We start from the raw sequence: 20,113 nt of genomic DNA, 5'->3' as shown, positions 1-20,113 counted from the left end.
GTTTATTGCACCTCATCCACGGCTTTCAGCAGATCGGCGCCCTGCGGAACATCTTTAACAAACATGTCGCGAACCTGATTACCCAATGCATCGCTAAAGGCTTTGCGGTCGAGATCGGTAATCACTTCCACGCCTGCTTCTTTCATACCGTCGATGATTTTTTGCTGATCTTCAGCGACCAGTTTTCGCTGATAGCTACCTGCTTCCTGCGCAGATGAGATCAGCGCCTGCTGGAACTCCGGGGTTAAGCCATCAAACTTCGCTTTGTTGATCACCACCAGAAGTGGCGAATAGGCGTGATGGGTCAGAGAAAGGTACTTCTGTACTTCATAAAATTTTGCTGACCAGACGACGTTGATCGGGTGTTCCTGAGCGTCGATAGTGCGGGTTTCCAGCCCGGTATACACTTCGGCAAACGGCATCGGGATTGGGTTAACGCCAAAGATTTTGAATGCCGCGATATTCATCGGGCTATTGTTGGTACGGATCTTCAGTCCTTGCAGGTCGGCGGGAGTTTTAACTGGTGCACGCGAGTTGGTGACATCGCGCCAGCCGTTTTCCCAGTAGGCCAGTACTTTCAGCCCTTTACCTTCAAGGGAAATTTTCAGGTCATCACCGACTTTACCGTCGAGCGTTTTATGCGCGTGAGCGGTATCGCGGAACAGGAAAGGGACATCAAGTAGGTTGATGACGGGCGAGAGTCCCGTAAAGTTATTGGAGCCAGACATCTCCATATCAATAGTGCCGCCGCGCACGCCGCTGATCATCGCCTGTGCGTTACCGAGGGTGCTGTCCGGGAACAGTTTTAATTTCAGTTCGCCTTTGGTTTTTTCCTGCAGTAATTCGTTGAATTTTTTTGCCGCAATATGTTGTGAATCGGTTTGCGAGGTTTCATAACCGAAACGTAATGATTGTGCCGCCAGAGAAGATGTACTGAACGCCGCCACTCCGGCAATTAATAATGCGTAGGTTACAGAACGTAATTTCATTATGATTTCCTTTTAACTCATCCATTTAATAGGAGCGGTAATGAGCTCCGGTATAAAAATAAATAATGCTAACAACATGAATAAAACCATGACGTAAGGCGCAACGCCTTTTACCGCATCGTCAAATTTAAGTTTCGCCACGCCGCATATCACGTTAAGAACGTTACCCACCGGAGGTGTAATCAGTGATATGGAACAGTTGATAATAAACATGATGCCGAAATAGACCGGATCTATTCCCACTTCTTTTACTAATGGCATTAATACCGGTGTAAGAATTAATACGGTAGGTGTTAAGTCCATGACCGTACTGATCACCATAATGGCGAGCATAATGACGATGAATAATAAGCGAGGTGAATCAACCAACGGTTGTAATAGCTCCGATACCATCATGGGTAATTCGGCGATAGTAATAAGCCATGCAGACACCGCAGCAGAGGCCACCAGGAACATCACCACGGAAGTGGTTTTCGCCGCGTTAACCAGTACATGGTAAAGCGTGGCGAACGACATTTCGCGATAGACAACAATGGATACAAACAGGGCGTAGAAGGCGGCAACCGCGCCAGCTTCGGTGGGGGTGAATAACCCCGAACGGAAACCGCCAATAATAATTATCGGTAAAAAGAGCGCCCAAATACCGGAAACTAAGGATTGCCAGACCTCCCGCAGTGAGGCTTTCGGCTGACAAGGCAAATTCAGTCGTTTCGCCTGCCACCACCAGGTAATCATCAGCGTGATGCCCATCATGATGCCCGGCGCGATGCCCGCCATAAACAGTTTACTGATGGAGAGTCCGCTGGAGACGCCGAAGATAATGAGTGGAATAGATGGCGGAATAATGGCCGCAATAATACCGCCAGAACCGATAAGTCCGGCAGCGCGATTTACCGGATAATTGGCCTGACGCATCATCGGCACCAGCAGCGCCGCGACGGCTGCGGTATCGGCAACCGCAGAACCGGACAGGCTTGCCATGATCATTGCCGCCAGTACACCAACGTAGCCCAGACCGCCTGGCCTGTGGCCTACCAGCTTCATTGGCAAGTCGACAATACGTTGCGATAGGCCGCCCGCGTTCATGATCTCCCCCGCCAGCACAAAGAAGGGGATGGCTAACAGGGAGAAGCTGTCAGCGCCATTTACCAGCGTTTGTGCCAGAATTTGCACATCAAAGATATCCATCCAGAACATCAATGAAATGCCGCACAGCAATAATGCCCAGGCGATCGGAACACCAATCGCGATAGCCCCCAACAAACTGACAATAAATATAAGGATTGTCATCGTCAGGCTCCTTGTTGGTTTTGGCTGGGGGTATTTGTGAACTGCCGGTATAAATGACGCAATTCCAGCAATGCGATAATCAGGCTGGTGGGGATAGCGGCGGCGTACATTAAGCCAACAGGTACGCCGAGAATGGGCGATAAGTTACTCCAGTCCTGTGACGTTTTTTCTATTGCACCCCAGGCCAGCCCCAGACACAGCAATAAAATGAGCGTATGGGTTAGCAGCGAAACACGTTGTCGATTAGCGGGAGAGAGTTTTTCGACTAAAAAAGTAACCTGCACATGGCTGTTGTCCATATAAGCAACGATAGCGCCAATAAAGGTTAACCAGACAAATAAAAGCCGGGATAATTCATCAATCGATAATATGCTTGTGTGGAATCCATATCGAAGAATTATATTAATAAAAATAATACAAGACAGTATTGCGATGATGACCGCAAGAATGCCTTCGAGTATCCGTTTCATAACGAGTCCTTCTTGTTATGTAATATGTTTTCATTAATTGATGTTGTTGGTATTCGTAATATTTATTGGAAAGCGACTAATCAGACATTCAATGTGCTATTTAAGTGAAACGGATTAACGAGATTCATTCAGAGTGTGAATGCCGTTACGTAATATTTCGATTCGATGTTGTACATCAGCCGTTGCATTTATTTCTAGCAGCTTGATGCCAGCAAAATGCAATGTTGACGGTTCTGCTGCATTAAATAACTCGCGAACATGATCTGTGGTCATCAGGCTTTCTGCACAGAATGGTGCAAACGGCGCGTGTAAATCCTGCCATTCGCCGTATGTTCCGTTTAGCGTCGTACCAGAGAACATCAACGCGCCGAGTTTTCCAGCCTGTTTCGCCATTTGGGTATGGGTCAGCGGCAACGCTGTATTGCGCCCTTCAATGGCGGAGCGTGCCCAGTTGATACAGATGCTGACGTCATAATCGGCAATGACCTGCAGAACATTTTCTAAAGGCAGAAAACCTTTACGGGGTGCAGAAGAAGTCATGGCATCGCAGTGTTCCAGCACCAGTTTGCATGGCCAGTCCCAACTGGCGATTTCTTTCAACGAGCGGGCAAAAGCGTCCGTCGCTTGCATAACATTGGGATTCGTTGCTAACGGTGCAGCCTGGATCTCCAGTGCGAGGACTTTATTGGGATTCAATGAATTGATTTTATTGAATAAGTGTCGATAGTACGCCACGCACGCCTTGCGTTGTTCTTCATCGCTGGAGGCGAGGCCAAAACCGTTGTTTTCGCTGCGGCGACGCATGGTTTCCATCACAGCGGTGACGACAAATTTCCAGCTTTCTGGCGTATGTCGGAGTAACCATTCATCGCCAAGAGGATGGAAGTTTTCCTGGCAGGGGTGTTCCAGCCCACGAATATCAGGGGTATCTGATAATTGTCGCCAGAATTCCTTCTCTTCCTCTTCACTTCTTTGGTGAAAAGAGGGTGCACAGGGATACGCACCGATAATATAACCGGCATTATTCGCTTTCATTTTGTGCTCCAGTAATAAATTTTTTATAAAGCAGAGAGGGCCACTTTAATCACGATTTTCCGGATTGCCGTTGTGGCATTTTTATTACATGCCGGTCGATGAACATCCTGCGGGAAGAAAATAGCGTAGCTGCCCGGTATCATTTCTATAAATGATTCATGTTCACTATTGTGATAAAAAATAATATCGCGCTGCTCTAATAGAGACTCGCTGATCTTGTTATTTCCCGTATCAATGGCAATGCCAATTTTCTCTTCACCCCACGCCAGAAACTGAATATCGATATACCGACGATGCACTTCCGGGCGATTTTCCTCCACTGGGCGCGTCGTTAAATCGATAATTTGTGCATAAATATTCTTGCCGTCGATTTCAACAACGCCCGGCTCCTGGGCGTTGAAATCAGTGGTGCGCAGAAAATCGAGCGCCTTTTCAATGGCGGCGGGCAAACGGCACGGGTTAGGCTGCGCGATATGTCCAAAAATCATGGCTTATCTCCTTATAACGCCTGGATTTTTTCCCACACGCTGTCATCAACGGTGATGCCGTTACGGCGGTTTTCGGTCAGCAGGGTAGTAAATTCGTGGCCGGGTAAGCGAATGGCCTGATTTTCGTCAGCACGCTCGGCACTGGTAACGTAATCCATGATGCGTTGTAGCTTGGCGTCGCGGGTGGTGCCTTCGATCAGTTTGTCTACTTCTATGGCGATAAAGATTTGCGAAATGCCGTATTCGTCGCTGTTATCCTGGGTGACTTCAGCAACCGATGCGCCATCAGAAAGGAGAGTAGCGATCATATCCAGCACAATCGACATGCCCGAACCTTTCCAGTAGCCCATCGGCAAAATGCGGCGATTTTTCTCGATAACGCCAGGTTCTTTGGTCAAATTGCCCTCATCATCAAAGCCACCATCTACCGGGAGCTGACGACCTGCCAGGCGGTTAACTTCTAACATGCCGTAGGAAAACATCGACATCGACATATCGACCATGGTGATCGGCGTGGAAGGAATGGCGACGATCAGCGGGTTGGTGCCGATGCGACACTCTTTTGCACCCCACGGCGGCATTACGGCGATGGAGTTGGTCCAACAGATGCCAATGTAGCCTCTCTCCGCCGCCTGCCAGCCATAGCTGCCACCGCGCATCCAGTGGTTGGCATTACGTAACGCCACCAGGCCAATCCCATGATTTGCCGCCAGTTCAATGGCGCGATCCATCATCTTTTTCGCTGTGAGGTTACCGATCGAACGCTGGGCGTCCCACTGCTCAATCGCACCGAGACTGGTGATACGTTTGGGTTGGGCGTCAGGAATGATATCGCCGTTTTCCAGTTGTTGAATGAAGCGTGGGAAACGGTTAACGCCATGAGAATAAACGCCGGATTCGGTGGTGCGGGCGAACATCTCTGCGCAGGCGTCAGCCGTTTCGCTGTCAACGCCGCGTGAAATTAAGACCCGATTAAAGGCTGTTTTTAATTGCTCAAATGTCACTTTCATCCCTGGCTTCCTTGTGTTTATTGATCGCTTTTTTAGCTTAAAATTCCACTATACGAAATTTGATTTCAAATATATCGATCGCTTTTTAACAAAGCAATCCGCACCATGATTTTCAAAAATCATCTAAATCAAATAGTTATAAATTATCTGTCGAGATCGTGAACTGCGACACACTTTGCGTTACCATCAGGTCGCGATAAAAAGGGGAAGAAAGCGATGGGAAAAAAAGAGCACGAGTTGGCGCAGGAAAAAGAGCGCCCAGCTGGAAGTCAGAGCCTGTTTCGCGGGTTGATGCTGATTGAGATTTTGAGCAATTATCCAAACGGTTGCCCGCTGGCGCATCTTTCGGAACTGGCTGGCTTAAATAAAAGTACGGTCCATCGTTTATTGCAGGGATTACAGTCCTGTGGCTATGTGACAACCGCGCCCGCTGCGGGGAGTTACCGCCTGACCACAAAATTTATTGCTGTCGGGCAAAAGGCGCTGTCGTCGCTGAATATCATTCATATTGCCGCGCCGCATCTTGAGACGCTGAACATCGCCACTGGTGAAACCATTAACTTTTCCAGTCGAGAAGATGATCACGCTATTTTGATTTATAAACTGGAACCTACTACCGGTATGCTACGAACCCGCGCCTATATTGGTCAGCATATGCCGCTCTACTGCTCGGCGATGGGTAAGGTTTATATGGCGTTTGGTCACCAGGACTACGTGAAATCGTATTGGGAAAGCCATCAGAATGAAATTCAGCCGCTAACCCGCAATACCATTACCGAACTGCCTGCGATGTTCGACGAACTGGCGCACATTCGTGAAAGCGGCGTGGCGATGGACAGAGAAGAAAATGAGCTCGGTGTCTCCTGTATTGCTGTTCCGGTATTTGATATTCATCGACGGGTGCCGTATGCCGTGTCGATTTCGCTTTCGACATCACGGTTGAAACAGGTAGGGGAGAAGAATCTTCTGAAACCACTGCGTGAAACCGCTCAGGCTATCTCTAATGAATTGGGATTTACTGTCAGAGACGACCAGAGTGCAATCACATAACGCTTTAGACAGGTGACAAAACTTTAACATTTCCTTCGTTGGATCAAAGCAGTAGAGGGGCGCTCTCTGGCACTCTGCTGTTTTAGTGCAAAGGAGTGATCATGAACCGGTTTATTATTGCGGATGCGACGAAATGTATCGGTTGCCGTACCTGTGAAGTGGCTTGTGCGGTGTCGCATCAGGAGAATCAGGATTGCGCTTCGTTGTTGCCTGGCGAATTTGTTTCGCGGATTCGCGTCATCAAAGACCATACCTGTACCACGGCAGTAGCCTGTCATCAGTGTGAAGATGCACCGTGCGCGAATGTTTGCCCTGTGGAGGCGATTCGCCGCGAACATGGGCATATCTTCGTTGAACAATCACGTTGTATTGGCTGTAAAAGTTGTATGCTGGCTTGTCCGTTTGGCGCAATGGAGGTCGTTTCTTCGCGCAAAAAGGCGAGGGCGATTAAGTGTGACCTGTGCTGGCATCGGGCGACGGGACCGGCCTGTGTTGAAGCCTGCCCGACAAAGGCGTTGCAGTGTATGGATGTTGAGAAAGTGCAGCGGAATCGGCTACTACAGCAGCCTGTTTGAGACATTATTCCGGCGGTTCTCAACGCCGGAATAATGCGTTTTGTTTATGCCGGATGCGGCATAAACGCCTTATCCGGCCTACAAAATCTTATAAATTCAATCTATTGCAGAAATTCTGTAGGCCTGATAAGCGCAGCGCATCAGGCAATTTTGCGTTTGCCATCAGTCTTATTAATGGCTTTCAGCCCAGGCGCGTTCAATCTCTTCCGCCAGAATCTTCACACCTGCCTCAATTTTCTCCGGCTCTGGTACGTAGTTCATGCGCATACATTGATGCGTATGCGGCCACGGTTTATCCAGCCCTGGGAAGAAGTTGTGGCCTGGCACCATCAGCACGCCGCGCGCTTTCAGGCGCTGATAGAGTTGCTCAGTGGTAATCGGCAAATCCTTAAACCATAACCAGAGGAATATTGCCCCTTCTGGTTTATGAATGAGGCAGCGATCTTCCGGTAAATAGCGGCGAATGATGGCGATAGTCTCCTGAACACGCTGGTAATAGAACGGTTTGATGACCGTTTCTGACAGGTGCAGCAGATCGTTACGCTTAATCATTTCACACATTATCGCCGGACCAATGCCGCCAGGCGCGAGACTGATAATGCCGTTCATATTAGTGATGGCGGTGATGATTTTTTCATTGGCGATGATAATGCCGCAGCGCGAACCTGGCAGACCTAGCTTGGAAAGGCTCATGCATAGCACGATATTCGGATTCCACAGCGGGCGCGCTTCGCTAAAGATGATGCCCGGGAACGGGACGCCATAGGCGTTATCAATCACCAGCGGGATCCCGTGCTGATTCGCCAGCGCATCCAGCTTCAGCAACTCTTCATCGGTTATCACATTACCTGTTGGGTTCGTCGGTCGCGAGACGCAAATCATCCCCGTCTCTTCGCCAATGCGCAGATGTTCGAAATCGACGTGATATTTAAACTGGCCCTCTGGCAGTAGTTCGATATTCGGACGCGTAGAGACAAACAGATCCTCTTCCAGCCCGGCATCCGCGTAGCCAATATATTCCGGTGCCAGCGGGAACAGTACTTTTTTGACCCGGCCATCGGCACGGCGTCCGGCAAACAGGTTAAATAAGTAGAAAAAGGCGCTCTGGCTACCGTTTGTTAGCGCAATATTCTGTGGTTCGATATCCCAACCCAGCTTCTCGCGTAACATACCGGCAAGCAGAGACAGCAGCTCCGTTTTCCCCTGTGGCCCATCGTAATTGCACAGCGCATCAGTGGCTTTGCCACTTTCCAGCATGTCGGTTAGCAGCGTCTGGAAATAGTCCTGCATTTCCGGGATCTGCGCCGGATTGCCGCCGCCAAGCATAATCGCGCCGGGGGTGCGTAAACCGTCGTTCAGATCTTCCATCAGCAGCGTAATGCCGGAGTGGCGGGTAAATTTGTCACCAAAAAGGGAGAATGTCATAGCGGGATATCTGTCGAACTCTGTAGCAAGGAAGGTAACAATAACGCTACATTTGCCAGGGTGCAAATCACGCCGTTGACGGTGGATTGACACTTTATGCTGTGGTTTTCGATTAGGCTGGTATTTTAGGCTGGGAGGCTTCCCGACGTACTGCCGCACGGGAAGCCGGGAAAGTTACTGTTGCCCCGCCCAGACGACCATTACTTTATCGTCGCCGTGTTCACGAACAAATCCGTACCCCTGTTTCAGCGAAAGCGCCGTTTGTTTGCCTGCGCCAATGGCTGGATGTCGTGCGCGGAACTGACTGATGCGCTGCCAGTGGGCGACGCTGGCGGCAGATTTACCACTGATATCCTGCCAGTTCATATCAGAACGTGTGCCTTGTAGGGGATCAGAACCGGTGGGGCCGAACGGACGTAAGGATTCATCACCATAAAAGATTTGCACTGCACCTGGCGCGAGTAACAATAACTCTGCTGCTTTGTCGCCCCCTTCGCGGAACAAGCGGGTATCATGCGAGGAGAGATAGCTCAACACATTGAAATCTTGCAATTTCTCGGCCATTTGCTGCCAGGTGGTATCCATCTGCGCCAGGCAATCGACCGCTTTCGCCGCCTGTTCCTGATAATCGAAATTGATCATCGCGTCGAATCCGTGGCGATAGTAGTCGCTTTGCATTACGCCATGACCCCAGGCCTCGCCGGTCATCCAGAAAGGTTTGTCATCTAATGCTTTCTCGGGGTTAGCTTTTTTCCATTCGCGAAGTGCGGCGCTGGCCTGAGTTTTCAGTTGCTGCCAGGCGGGCAACTCAACATGTTTGGCGGTATCGACCCGAAAACCATCAATACCGTAGTCGCGGACCCATTGGCTTAACCAGTGGGTTAAGTAATCGCGCGGCGTATAGCCGTCAATGGCTTTGGCGTGGGTATCCGGTTTGTTTTTATAGAACACCGGCAGACCAGAAGCGGTAGTTGATTCGGTTTTGATATCCGGCAAAAAGGCTAGCGACATGGTGAGATCGTCGAATCCAGGATTGTCGTAATCGCCGATATCGGTACGGATCCAGTTTTTCCCCCACCATTTATCCCAGCCTGTTTTGTCGCTGAAATTAATGTAATCGTTAAAGCTATGCCAGGTTTGCCCGGCGGTAGGTTTCCAGTCGCTCCAGCGTTCACCCAGCGTTTTTTTCACTTCGTCACCTGAAAGGTATAACGCGCCAAACTGATACTCCTGCATATCCGCCAGCGTGGCATAGCCGGTGTGGTTCATCACCACATCAAAAATAATGCGGATACCGCGCTGGTGCGCGCTATCAACCAGCGTCCGTAGATCGGCTTCGTTACCCATATTTGCATCAAGATTCGTCCAGTCCTGTGTGTAATAACCGTGGTAGGCATAATGCGGGAAATCGCCTTTCGTACCGCCGCCGACCCAGCCGTGAATTTGCTCAAATGGGGCGCTTATCCATAAAGCATTGACGCCCAGCAGCTGGAGATAATCCAGTTTGTTGGTCAGGCCGCGTAAATCACCGCCGTGGAAAGTGCCAATTTCCTCCATGCCGTCTTTATGACGTCCGTAGCTCTGATCATTGCTGGGATCGCCGTTTTCGAAACGGTCTGTTAGCACAAAGTAAACCGTGGCGTTATGCCAGTCGAAAGGGGCAGAGGTGTCTGTTTCTGCCCGTTCCAGTAGTAGTAAGCCGTTACTGGTGGCGGCAGGTTGTAATGTTATTTGACCGTTTTTCACCGTCGCGATTTGTTGGCTGTAATAATCCCGGACTACCGTACCTTCCGGGAAGGTGGCACTGACATCAAGCGTCAGTGGTTTTCCATCCCATTTGGGGCATTCACGAGCCAGGTTCGCTACCGGTTCGGCGGTGTTCTGGACCGAAATCATCAACGTTGGTGTGCCGGAGCGGGTATCTATTTGCAGCGTATATTCACCGTTCCTGAACAATCGCCACTGAGGTGGCGTGCTGTCGCAAGGTTTGAGAGAAAGCATCTGATTGAGTTTTATCGCATCCGCAGGCTGCCAGCATTGTTGGTTAAAATTTAGCGTCAGCGGTCGCGTACCTTTGGTCAGCTGGGCATGACTAACAAATGTTCCTGCACTTTGTTCAGCAAAGGTGGGAAATCCCTGAGATGTCCAGTCGGCGGCAATGGCAACACTGGGCAGGAGTATCAGAAAACAGGCGGCAAGTTTCATAACGGATGAGTCCTTGTTGCTGCGAATTTCACCAGTTTGCCAGTGATAATACTGGTAAAACTCCTCCCTGATGAGGATTGCGCCAGGATGAGACGAAAGGGGGAGTATTTCACCTGAGATTTAAGCTTATTTTTTGCGATAAACCCCACATTTTCTGCGATTTAGCGCCAATCTGAACGGTTAACACGTGACATAGTTTCAGATTTGGACTATTCCTTGGGGTGCTCTTGACAGCTATTTTTGATATGATTTGAGATTCAACTCTCAAATTTGTGAAAAATATAAGGTGTTGGAATGATTAAATCCGACCAGGAGAACTGATGATTTTGACTCCCATACGACGATATGGGGCGATGATTCTTATGTTACTCACTCTGATGTTTTCGAGTGAGGTGTTAGCGAAAACGCACACGACAACAGCGAGTCAAAAGTCCCACATAACCAAAGCTAGTAATAAACAGGTAAGCAGTAAACAAGAGTATTCTCGCAATAGTGCAAAGAGCAGTTCACTTCCTGATTTGCGAAAATACCCTTCCGGAACACCAAGGAAAAAAGCGTTTCTCCGGACCGTAATGCCTTACATTACCAGCCAAAATGCTGCCATTACGGCGGAACGTAACTGGCTGATTTCAAAACAGTACCAGGGCCAATGGTCACCTGCAGAGCGTGCGCGTCTGAAAGACATCGCCAAACGCTATAAGGTGAAGTGGTCTGGTAATACACGAAAAATCCCGTGGAATACGCTGCTTGAACGTGTAGACATTATCCCGACCAGTATGGTGGCGACGATGGCTGCGGCAGAAAGTGGTTGGGGGACGTCGAAGCTGGCGCGTAACAACAACAACCTGTTTGGCATGAAGTGCATGAAAGGGCGTTGTACCAATGCGCCGGGTAAAGTGAAGGGCTACTCACAGTTCAGTTCTGTCAAAGAATCGGTGAGCGCCTATGTCACTAACCTGAATACGCACCCGGCTTACGCTTCGTTCCGTAAATCACGTGCACAATTGCGTAAAGCTGATCAGGAAGTCACCGCCACAGCGATGATTCACAAGCTGAAAGGTTATTCAACGAAGGGACAGAGTTATAACAACTACCTGTTCGCGATGTACCAGGATAACCAGCGGTTAATCGCTGCGCATATGTAATTGCATTCCCTCGAGCCTTATCCGACTTGTTGGTCGGATAAGGCTTTTGCTCGCATCAGAGAGTTGTGCTGAGTTACCTGATGCGACGCTGGCGCGTCTTATCATGCCTGGCGGCTTTTCCCCTCCTGCTACAGCAGGACCTCGCTGTTTACATCGCGATACTCTTTCGGCGTTGTGTCATATGCTTTTTTAAATACAGAGTAGAAATATTGCAACGATGGATAACCGCACATTTGCGATATTTCGTTGATTGATAAGGTTGTTGAAATTAGCAGGCTGCGCGCTTTCTCCAGCTTCTCGGCATGAATCATTGCGTGTATGGTTTCGCCCACCTCTTCTTTAAAACGCTTCTCAAGATTGGAGCGTGATATGCCGACAGCGTCCAGCACCTGATCCACTTTAATCCCTTTACAGGCATGATTGCGGATGTAATGCATGGCCTGAATAACAGCCGGGTCGGTCAACGAACGGTAATCCGTAGAACGCCGTTCAATGACGCGTACTGGCGGGACCAAAATCCGCTGCAACGGCATCGCTTCTTTATCTAACAACCGGTGCAGAAGTTTTGCCGCCTGATAGCCCATTTGCCGTGCGCCCTGGGCAACCGAAGAAAGCGCGACGCGAGAAAGATAGCGGGTCAGCTCTTCGTTATCGATGCCAATTACGCATAATTTTTCCGGTACGGGAATATGCAGATGCTCGCAAACTTGCAGAATATGCCGCGCCCGGGCGTCAGTAACGGCAATAATCCCGGTTTGCGGTGGCAGCGTTTGCAACCAGTCGGCCAACCGGTTTTGCGCGTGCTGCCAGTTTTCTGGTGCAGTTTCCAGTCCCTGATAAACGACACCACGGTACTTTTCTTCGGCAACAAGCTGGCGAAAAGCATATTCGCGTTCGGCTGCCCATCTTTTGCCACTCGACTCCGGCAGACCATAAAAAGCAAAGCGGTTAACGCCTTTTTCTTTTAAATGCAAAAATGCGCTTTCAACCAGCGCATAGTTATCAGTGGCAATGTAATGTACGGGCGGATAGCTTTCTGCCAGGTGATACGAGCCGCCAACCCCGACAATGGGGACGTCGACATCAGCCAACGCTTGCTCGATTTGTTTATCGTCAAAGTCGGCAATAACGCCATCTCCTAACCAGTCCTTGATTTTATCAATGCGGGCGCGGAAATCTTCTTCAATGAAAATATCCCATTCCGATTGTGACGCCTGTAAATATTCCCCCACACCTTCTACAACTTGACGGTCATAGGCTTTATTAGCATTGAACAGTAATGTGATTCGGTGACGTTTAGTAAACATGGTTCTTTTCCTGCTGAATCATGCAAAAACTCAAAACCGGCAACACGTTACCGGTTTTGAGAAAATTTTTATCAAAATCAGGAACGGCGTTTGGTTGCGGAGTCCATCCACACTGCCAGCAACAGAATCGCACCTTTGACGATATACTGCCAGAAGGTCGGAACATCCATCATACTCATGCCGTTATCCAGCGAAGCCATGATGAATGCCCCCATCACAGCCCCCGCAACACTCCCTACGCCGCCAGCCAGACTGGTGCCGCCAATCACGCAGGCTGCAATGGCATCCAGTTCGGCGATATTACCGGCAGAAGGCGAGCCTGCGCCAAGCCGTGAACTGAGGATTAACCCCGCGATGGCCACCATCAAACCGTTGATAGCAAACACGACAAGTTTGGTGCGTTCTACGTTAATCCCGGAGAGTCGCGCCGCTTCCAGATTGCCGCCAATAGCGTAAATGCGCCGCCCGAAAGCTGTCCTTGTTGCCATAAACATGCCGCCGAGTAACAGCAACGTCAGCAGCAGGACAGGAGTAGGAACGCCACGGTAATCATTCAGTAGCCAGATTGCGCCTAATACGATGATGGCGGTCAAAGCCTGGCGACCGACCACCGCTGTAGATGCCGGAGACTGTAAACCCAAAGCTTGTCGGCGCATTCTTCCACGCCATTGCCAGCCGACAAAAGCCATTAAGCCAAGCGCGCCAATAATGAAACCGGTGCTGGCGGGTAGATAGCTCTGTCCAATTTGTGACATCGCGGCGCTGGTGGGTGAAACTGTCGTACCGTTGGTGATGCCAATGAGGATGCCGCGAAATGCCAACATGCCCGCCAGGGTGACAATAAATGAAGGCACTTTGCGGTACGCGACCCACCAACCATTCCATGCGCCGAGAAGCAGGCCCAGAACCAGCGTCACAATAATGGTGAGCGGCAGAGGCCAGCCTAACCAGACGTCGCAGATAGCGGCGACGCCGCCTAATAGCCCCATCATCGAGCCGACCGAGAGGTCGATTTCGGCAGAAATTATGACGAACACCATCCCTACCGCAAGGATGCCGGTAATCGCGGTCTGGCGCAGCAAGTTGGAGACGTTACGGGCGCTTAAATAGGCGCCGTCAGTAGTCCAGGTAAAGAACAGCATGATGGCGATGATTGCTGCAATCATCACGAAAACTTGTAAATTCAGTGACTTCAGCACAGAGAAGCCACCGGATGTCGGTACGGCTAATTTCACTTCAGACGGATTGCTTTTCGACATGATGTTCGCTCCTCAATGCGGCTTCCATCACCTGCTCCTGAGTCAGGTTATGATTTATCAGGTTGGCTTTTAGTTTTCCTTCATGCATCACCAGTACGCGATCGCTAAGACCAAGTACTTCAGGTAATTCAGAAGAGATGACAATAACGGCGATACCCTGCTGGACGAGTTGGTTAATTAATTTGTAGATCTCGTATTTCGCGCCAATATCGATACCCCTGGTAGGTTCATCAAGAATGAGAATGCGCGGGTTGAGTAACAGACAGCGTGCCAGGATCGCTTTTTGTTGATTGCCGCCGCTTAAACGTCCAATAGCAAGTTCCGGAGACGACGTTTTCACTTTGAGTCGCTGGATTGATTCCAGAATACATTTTTGCTCTGCGGCATCATCAAGCTGGCTAATACCCCCGGTAAATTTACTGAGTGCGGCGAGGGTAATATTTTTACCAACTGCCATTACCGGAACGATGCCATCACGCTTTCTATCTTCTGGCACCATTGCAATACCCTGGGCGATGGCGTGCTGGCAATTACGAATATCCACTTGTTTGCCATCAATATAGATTTTCCCTTCCCATTGTCCGGGCCAAACGCCAAAAAGGCATTGAATAGTTTCGGTGCGACCAGCGCCGACCAGTCCAGCAATCCCCAGTATTTCGCCACGTTTCAGTGAAAACGAGACATCGTTAACCCGTTTAATATGACGATTAACCGGATGCCATGCCGTCAGATGTTCTATGCGTAATATTTCATCGCCAGTGGTATGTGGTTCGTTTGGGTACAGTGCCGTTAATTCTCGCCCAACCATCATGGTGATAATATCGTCTTCGCTCATTCCGGCTGCATCACGCGTACCTATGTGCTGACCGTCGCGAATAACACAAATTGTGTCGGAAATCGCTTTGACTTCGTTGAGCTTGTGAGAAATATAGATACATGCGATGCCGTGTTGTTGCAGATCGCGAATAATATCCAGTAAAACTGTGGTTTCCAGCTCAGTTAATGAGGCTGTTGGTTCATCGAGAATTAATAAACGCACCTGTTTATTTAGTGCCTTGGCAATTTCAACGAGTTGTTGTTGCCCAAGACCTAAATCACCAACGCGGGTATCTGGTGAAATGGATAAGCTGACTTGCGCTAACAGTTTCTGACAGCGTAGCGTCATCAGATCATAATCCATGATCCCATTGCGGGTTATCTCATTGCCAAGAAAGATATTTTCCAGCACGGTCAACTCTTTCACCAATGCTAATTCCTGGTGAATGATGGCGATACCTTTGCGTTCGGTATCGCGGATGTGACTTGCCTGTATTACTTCACCAGCAAAAGTAATTTCGCCTTCGTAACTGCCAAAGGGATAAATTCCGCATAGCACTTTCATTAATGTTGATTTACCAGAACCGTTCTCACCGCAAAGTGAGACGATCTCACCAGCATTTAGCCGCAAACTGACGTTATCTATCGCCTTTACGCTGCCGAAAGTTTTGGTAATGCTCTTCATTTCAAGTAGATAAGACATAACGACTCCACCTAAGCCAATCAGTTCATGCGGCATGGAGAGAAATCACGTCCCCGTTGTCGACAGGGACGTAACGCTTAAAGCTCGCTCTCCTTGTGGAAACCGTCTTTAATCACCGTGTCTTTGATGTTGTTTTTATTCACATCAATAGGTGTCAGCAGGCGGGATGGCACATCTTTCAGCCCATTATTCAACGTGGTATCTGCTTTAGGTTGTTGATCGTTACCCAGTTCAACAGCAATTTCTGCGGCAGTATTTGCCAGTAGAGTAATCGGTTTATACACCGTCATGGTTTGCGTACCCGCAGCAATACGTTTAATGCCGGCGAGATCCGCATCCTGACCGGAAATGGCGACTTTCCCTGACAAACCTTGCGCGCTTAATGCCTGAATAGCCCCGCCAGCAGTAGCATCGTTAGAAGCAACAACAGCGTCAATTTTGTTATTGTTGGCGGTCAACGCGTTTTCCATAATTTTCAGCGCGTTTTCTGGTAACCAGCCATCAACCCATTGGTCGCCTACGACTTTAATTTTCCCGGAGTCGACGTAAGGTTTTAATACTTTCATTTGCCCGGCGCGGAAAAGCTTAGCGTTGTTATCCACCGGAGAGCCGCCCATCAGGAAATAATTTCCTTGCGGGACGATATCGACCAGCGCTTTTGCTTGTAGTTCGCCCACTTTTTCGTTATCGAAAGAAATATAAAAGTCGATATCAGCATCATTAATCATGCGGTCGTAAGCTAATACTTTAATGCCTTCTTGTTTTGCTTCTTTTACAACGTTACTTAATACCTGTCCGTTATACGGAATAATGACAAGAACATCGACTCCCCGGTTAATCATGTTTTCAATCTGCGACATTTGAGTTTCTTCGTTGCCATTTGCAGACTGCACAAATACTTTTGCGCCGAGAGATTCAGCTTTTTTTACGAAAATATCCCGGTCTTTCTGCCAGCGCTCAAGACGGAGATCATCAATAGCCATACCGATTTTGACTTCTTTAGCATGTGCCGCAACGTTGGTTAGCAGAAGTGAGGTGCACAGGGTGAGTAAAATGTTCTTTATTTTCATGGTTCAGAGGCCTTCTTTTGTTAGAGGGTAGCTTTAAAAAGTAACAATCACCGCGTTTAACGTGACCAATTTTTAGCAACTAAATGGGGGAAAACAATTACAGATTTTTATCTTTCGATTACGATTTTTCGTTTATTTCTTGATTTATGACCGAGATCTTATTTTTGTTGGTTAATCGAATTTGTTGCATTTTTCTCTTCGAGTAATTACCCAATTTCATCATTCCATTTTATTTTGCGAGCGAGCGCACACTTGTGAATTATCTCAATAGCAGTGTGAAATAACATAATTGAGCAACTTAAAGGGAGTGCCCAATATTACGACATCATCCATCACCCGCGGCATTACCTGATTATGGAGTTCATTATGCAAGCTTATTTTGACCAGCTCGATCGCGTTCGTTATGAAGGCCCGAAATCCTCTAACCCGTTAGCATTCCGTCACTACAACCCCGACGAATTGGTGTTGGGTAAGCGTATGGAAGACCATTTGCGTTTTGCCGCTTGCTACTGGCACACCTTCTGCTGGAACGGGGCGGATATGTTTGGCGTAGGCGCGTTTAACCGTCCTTGGCAGCAACCTGGCGAGGCGCTGGCATTGGCGAAGCGTAAAGCAGATGTCGCATTTGAGTTTTTCCACAAATTACATGTGCCTTTTTATTGCTTCCACGATGTGGACGTTTCCCCGGAAGGCGCATCGTTAAAAGAGTACATCAATAACTTTGCGCAAATGGTCGATGTGCTGGCAGGTAAACAAGAAGAGAGCGGCGTGAAACTGCTGTGGGGAACCGCTAACTGCTTTACTAACCCACGTTATGGTGCGGGCGCAGCTACGAATCCCGACCCGGAAGTTTTCAGCTGGGCAGCAACACAAGTCGTTACGGCGATGGAAGCGACGCATAAACTGGGTGGTGAAAACTATGTGTTGTGGGGCGGTCGCGAAGGTTACGAAACGCTGCTGAATACCGATTTGCGTCAGGAGCGTGAACAGATTGGCCGCTTTATGCAGATGGTGGTTGAGCATAAACATAAAATCGGTTTCCAGGGTACCTTGCTTATCGAACCGAAACCGCAAGAGCCGACCAAACATCAATATGATTACGATGCCGCGACGGTCTACGGCTTCCTGAAGCAGTTTGGCCTGGAAAAAGAGATTAAACTGAATATTGAAGCAAACCACGCAACGTTGGCGGGGCACTCTTTCCACCATGAAATTGCCACCGCCATTGCGCTTGGTCTGTTCGGTTCTGTCGATGCTAACCGTGGTGACGCGCAGTTGGGCTGGGATACCGACCAGTTCCCGAACAGCGTGGAAGAGAATGCGCTGGTGATGTATGAAATTCTCAAAGCGGGCGGTTTTACCACCGGTGGTTTGAACTTCGATGCCAAAGTACGTCGTCAGAGCACCGATAAATATGACCTGTTCTACGGTCATATTGGCGCGATGGATACGATGGCACTGGCGCTGAAAATTGCAGCACGCATGATTGAAGACGGTGAGCTGGATAAACGCGTAGCGCAACGTTATTCCGGCTGGAATAGCGAACTGGGCCAGCAAATTCTGAAAGGCCAAATGTCTCTGGCGGATTTAGCAAAATATGCCCAGGAACATAATCTTGCACCGGTGCATCAGAGTGGTCGCCAGGAGCAGTTAGAAAATCTGGTAAACCATTATCTGTTCGACAAATAACGGCTAACTGTGCAGTCCGTTGGCCCGGTTATCGGTAGCGATACCGGGCATTTTTTAAGGAACGATCGCTATGTATATCGGGATAGATCTTGGCACATCGGGCGTGAAAGTCATTCTGCTCAACGAACAGGGTGAGGTAATTGCTTCACAAACAGAAAAACTAACCGTTTCGCGCCCGCATCCCCTCTGGTCTGAACAAGACCCGGAACAGTGGTGGCAGGCAACAGATCGTGCAGTGAGAACGCTTGCGCGACAATATTCTTTGCAAGAGGTTAAGGCGTTAGGTATTGCTGGACAGATGCACGGAGCAACGTTACTTGATGTTCGGCAGCAGGTATTACGTCCAGCGATTTTGTGGAATGACGGGCGCTGTGCGCAAGAGTGCGCTTTGCTTGAAGCACGAGTCCCGGATTCGCGCGCTATAACCGGCAATCTGATGATGCCCGGATTTACCGCGCCTAAGCTGCTGTGGGTGCAACGCCATGAGCCAGATATATTCCGTCAGGTAGACAAAGTTTTATTGCCAAAAGATTATTTGCGTCTGCGTATGACCGGAGAGTTTGCCAGTGATATGTCTGATGCGGCGGGCACCATGTGGCTGGATGTCGCGAAGCGTGACTGGAGTGATGTCATGCTGCAAGCTTGCCAGCTGTCCCGTGACCAGATGCCAGCATTATACGAAGGCAGTGAAGTTACCGGAACTTTGCTACCTGAGGTGGCAAAAGCATGGGGAATGGCGGCAGTGCCCGTTGTCGCGGGCGGCGGCGATAATGCGGCTGGCGCGGTTGGTGTGGGTATGGTTGATGCCAACCAGGCAATGCTGTCGCTGGGAACTTCTGGTGTTTATTTTGCGGTGAGCGAAGGGTTCTTAAGCAAGCCGGAAAGCGCCGTACACAGCTTTTGCCATGCATTACCACAGCGTTGGCATTTAATGTCGGTGATGTTGAGTGCGGCATCGTGTCTGGATTGGGCAGCGAAATTAACCGGCCTGAGTAATGTCCAGGCCTTAATTACAGCTGCGCAACAGGCAGATGAAAGTGCCGAGCCAATCTGGTTTTTGCCTTATCTTTCCGGCGAGCGTACCCCGCACAATAATCCACAGGCGAAGGGGGTTTTCTTTGGCCTGACCCATCAACACGGCCCTAATGAACTGGCGCGAGCAGTGCTGGAAGGCGTGGGTTATGCGCTGGCCGACGGCATGGATGTAGTGCACGCCTGCGGTATTAAACCGCAAAGTATTACCCTGATTGGTGGTGGAGCGCGTAGTGAGTACTGGCGTCAGATGCTGGCGGATATCAGCGGTCAGCAGTTGGATTACCGCACGGGTGGTGATGTAGGGCCTGCACTGGGCGCAGCAAGGTTGGCGCAGATTGCGGTGAATCCAGATAAATCGCTCAGTGAATTGTTGCCGCAACTGCCGTTAGAGCAGTCGCATATGCCGAACGCGCAGCATCATGCCGCTTATCAGCCACGACGCGAAACATTCCGTCGTCTCTATCAGCAACTTCTGCCACTAATGGCGTAAACTTATCCCCCGCCTGGCCGGGCAGGGGATAATTCTTGTCTATATATACTATCAATTCATTA

17 protein-coding genes are annotated in these 20,113 nt (G+C 49.4%); 5 read left to right on the top strand and 12 right to left on the bottom strand.

Annotated features, from left to right (window positions below; translation table 11 throughout):
* Positions 1-2: 2 nt before the first annotated feature.
* The 6 genes from yiaO to yiaK form a co-directional block, all read right to left on the bottom strand.
* On the bottom strand, positions 3-989 hold the full coding sequence (yiaO, locus tag FEM44_RS09090) for a 2,3-diketo-L-gulonate TRAP transporter substrate-binding protein YiaO (RefSeq protein WP_135522564.1): 987 nt from the start codon (positions 987-989) through the stop codon (positions 3-5).
* A gap of 12 nt (positions 990-1,001) precedes the next feature.
* A complete protein-coding gene (gene yiaN, locus FEM44_RS09085; protein WP_135522565.1) occupies positions 1,002-2,279 on the bottom strand; it encodes a 2,3-diketo-L-gulonate TRAP transporter large permease YiaN in 1,278 nt (425 codons plus the stop codon).
* A gap of 2 nt (positions 2,280-2,281) precedes the next feature.
* The gene (gene yiaM / locus FEM44_RS09080; protein WP_135522566.1) at positions 2,282-2,749 is read right to left on the bottom strand and encodes a 2,3-diketo-L-gulonate TRAP transporter small permease YiaM; all 468 of its coding nucleotides are present in this window, start codon (positions 2,747-2,749) and stop codon (positions 2,282-2,284) included.
* A 114-nt stretch (positions 2,750-2,863) separates the two neighbouring features.
* Positions 2,864-3,784 carry a DUF4862 family protein gene (locus FEM44_RS09075; RefSeq protein WP_135522567.1) on the bottom strand — a complete coding sequence of 307 codons (921 nt, stop codon included), beginning with the start codon at positions 3,782-3,784 and terminating at the stop codon, positions 2,864-2,866.
* A gap of 23 nt (positions 3,785-3,807) precedes the next feature.
* Positions 3,808-4,272 (bottom strand): YhcH/YjgK/YiaL family protein, encoded by a 465-nt coding sequence (locus FEM44_RS09070; RefSeq protein WP_135522568.1) that lies wholly within the window; start codon positions 4,270-4,272, stop codon positions 3,808-3,810.
* A gap of 11 nt (positions 4,273-4,283) precedes the next feature.
* The gene (gene yiaK / locus FEM44_RS09065) at positions 4,284-5,282 is read right to left on the bottom strand and encodes a 3-dehydro-L-gulonate 2-dehydrogenase (RefSeq protein ID WP_135522569.1); all 999 of its coding nucleotides are present in this window, start codon (positions 5,280-5,282) and stop codon (positions 4,284-4,286) included.
* 216 nt (positions 5,283-5,498) lie between these two features.
* Between yiaK and yiaJ the strand changes: the two genes are divergently transcribed.
* Positions 5,499-6,332 (top strand): IclR family transcriptional regulator YiaJ, encoded by an 834-nt coding sequence (yiaJ, locus tag FEM44_RS09060; protein ID WP_135522570.1) that lies wholly within the window; start codon positions 5,499-5,501, stop codon positions 6,330-6,332.
* 101 nt (positions 6,333-6,433) lie between these two features.
* Complete coding sequence (locus FEM44_RS09055; protein ID WP_135522571.1) at positions 6,434-6,907, top strand: 4Fe-4S binding protein; 474 nt, start codon at positions 6,434-6,436, stop codon at positions 6,905-6,907.
* 171 nt (positions 6,908-7,078) lie between these two features.
* On the opposite strand, the gene avtA is transcribed toward FEM44_RS09055, so the two are convergent.
* A complete protein-coding gene (gene avtA, locus FEM44_RS09050; protein ID WP_135522572.1) occupies positions 7,079-8,332 on the bottom strand; it encodes a valine--pyruvate transaminase in 1,254 nt (417 codons plus the stop codon).
* Between the two features lie 174 nt (positions 8,333-8,506).
* Positions 8,507-10,537, bottom strand: coding sequence for an alpha-amylase (malS, locus tag FEM44_RS09045; RefSeq protein ID WP_135522573.1), 2,031 nt, complete (start codon positions 10,535-10,537; stop codon positions 8,507-8,509).
* A 320-nt stretch (positions 10,538-10,857) separates the two neighbouring features.
* Between malS and FEM44_RS09040 the strand changes: the two genes are divergently transcribed.
* Positions 10,858-11,682 (top strand): protein bax, encoded by an 825-nt coding sequence (locus FEM44_RS09040; protein ID WP_032337158.1) that lies wholly within the window; start codon positions 10,858-10,860, stop codon positions 11,680-11,682.
* A 128-nt stretch (positions 11,683-11,810) separates the two neighbouring features.
* Here FEM44_RS09040 and xylR read toward each other — a convergent pair whose 3' ends face one another.
* The 4 genes from xylR to xylF all read right to left on the bottom strand — a co-directional run bounded on the left by xylR (position 11,811) and on the right by xylF (position 16,837).
* A complete protein-coding gene (gene xylR / locus FEM44_RS09035; protein WP_130210034.1) occupies positions 11,811-12,989 on the bottom strand; it encodes a D-xylose utilization transcriptional activator XylR in 1,179 nt (392 codons plus the stop codon).
* Positions 12,990-13,066: 77 nt separating this feature from the next.
* Positions 13,067-14,248: a xylose ABC transporter permease XylH gene (gene xylH / locus FEM44_RS09030; protein WP_130210036.1), complete on the bottom strand. Its 1,182-nt coding sequence runs from the start codon at positions 14,246-14,248 to the stop codon at positions 13,067-13,069.
* A complete protein-coding gene (xylG, locus tag FEM44_RS09025; protein WP_135522574.1) occupies positions 14,226-15,767 on the bottom strand; it encodes a D-xylose ABC transporter ATP-binding protein in 1,542 nt (513 codons plus the stop codon). The genes xylH and xylG overlap by 23 nt, the downstream gene beginning before the upstream one ends.
* Before the next feature lie 77 nt (positions 15,768-15,844).
* Positions 15,845-16,837, bottom strand: coding sequence for a D-xylose ABC transporter substrate-binding protein (gene xylF, locus FEM44_RS09020; RefSeq protein WP_130210040.1), 993 nt, complete (start codon positions 16,835-16,837; stop codon positions 15,845-15,847).
* A 366-nt stretch (positions 16,838-17,203) separates the two neighbouring features.
* On the opposite strand from xylF, the gene xylA reads away from it, so the two are divergent.
* Positions 17,204-18,526 (top strand): xylose isomerase, encoded by a 1,323-nt coding sequence (xylA, locus tag FEM44_RS09015; RefSeq protein ID WP_064527882.1) that lies wholly within the window; start codon positions 17,204-17,206, stop codon positions 18,524-18,526.
* A gap of 70 nt (positions 18,527-18,596) precedes the next feature.
* On the top strand, positions 18,597-20,051 hold the full coding sequence (gene xylB, locus FEM44_RS09010; protein ID WP_135522575.1) for a xylulokinase: 1,455 nt from the start codon (positions 18,597-18,599) through the stop codon (positions 20,049-20,051).
* Positions 20,052-20,113: the final 62 nt, after the last annotated feature.

This window comes from Escherichia sp. E4742 (assembly GCF_005843885.1).
Classification (GTDB): domain Bacteria; phylum Pseudomonadota; class Gammaproteobacteria; order Enterobacterales; family Enterobacteriaceae; genus Escherichia.
Note: the sequence above shows the minus strand (reverse complement) of the source record. Positions and strands in the feature narration are given on the sequence as shown.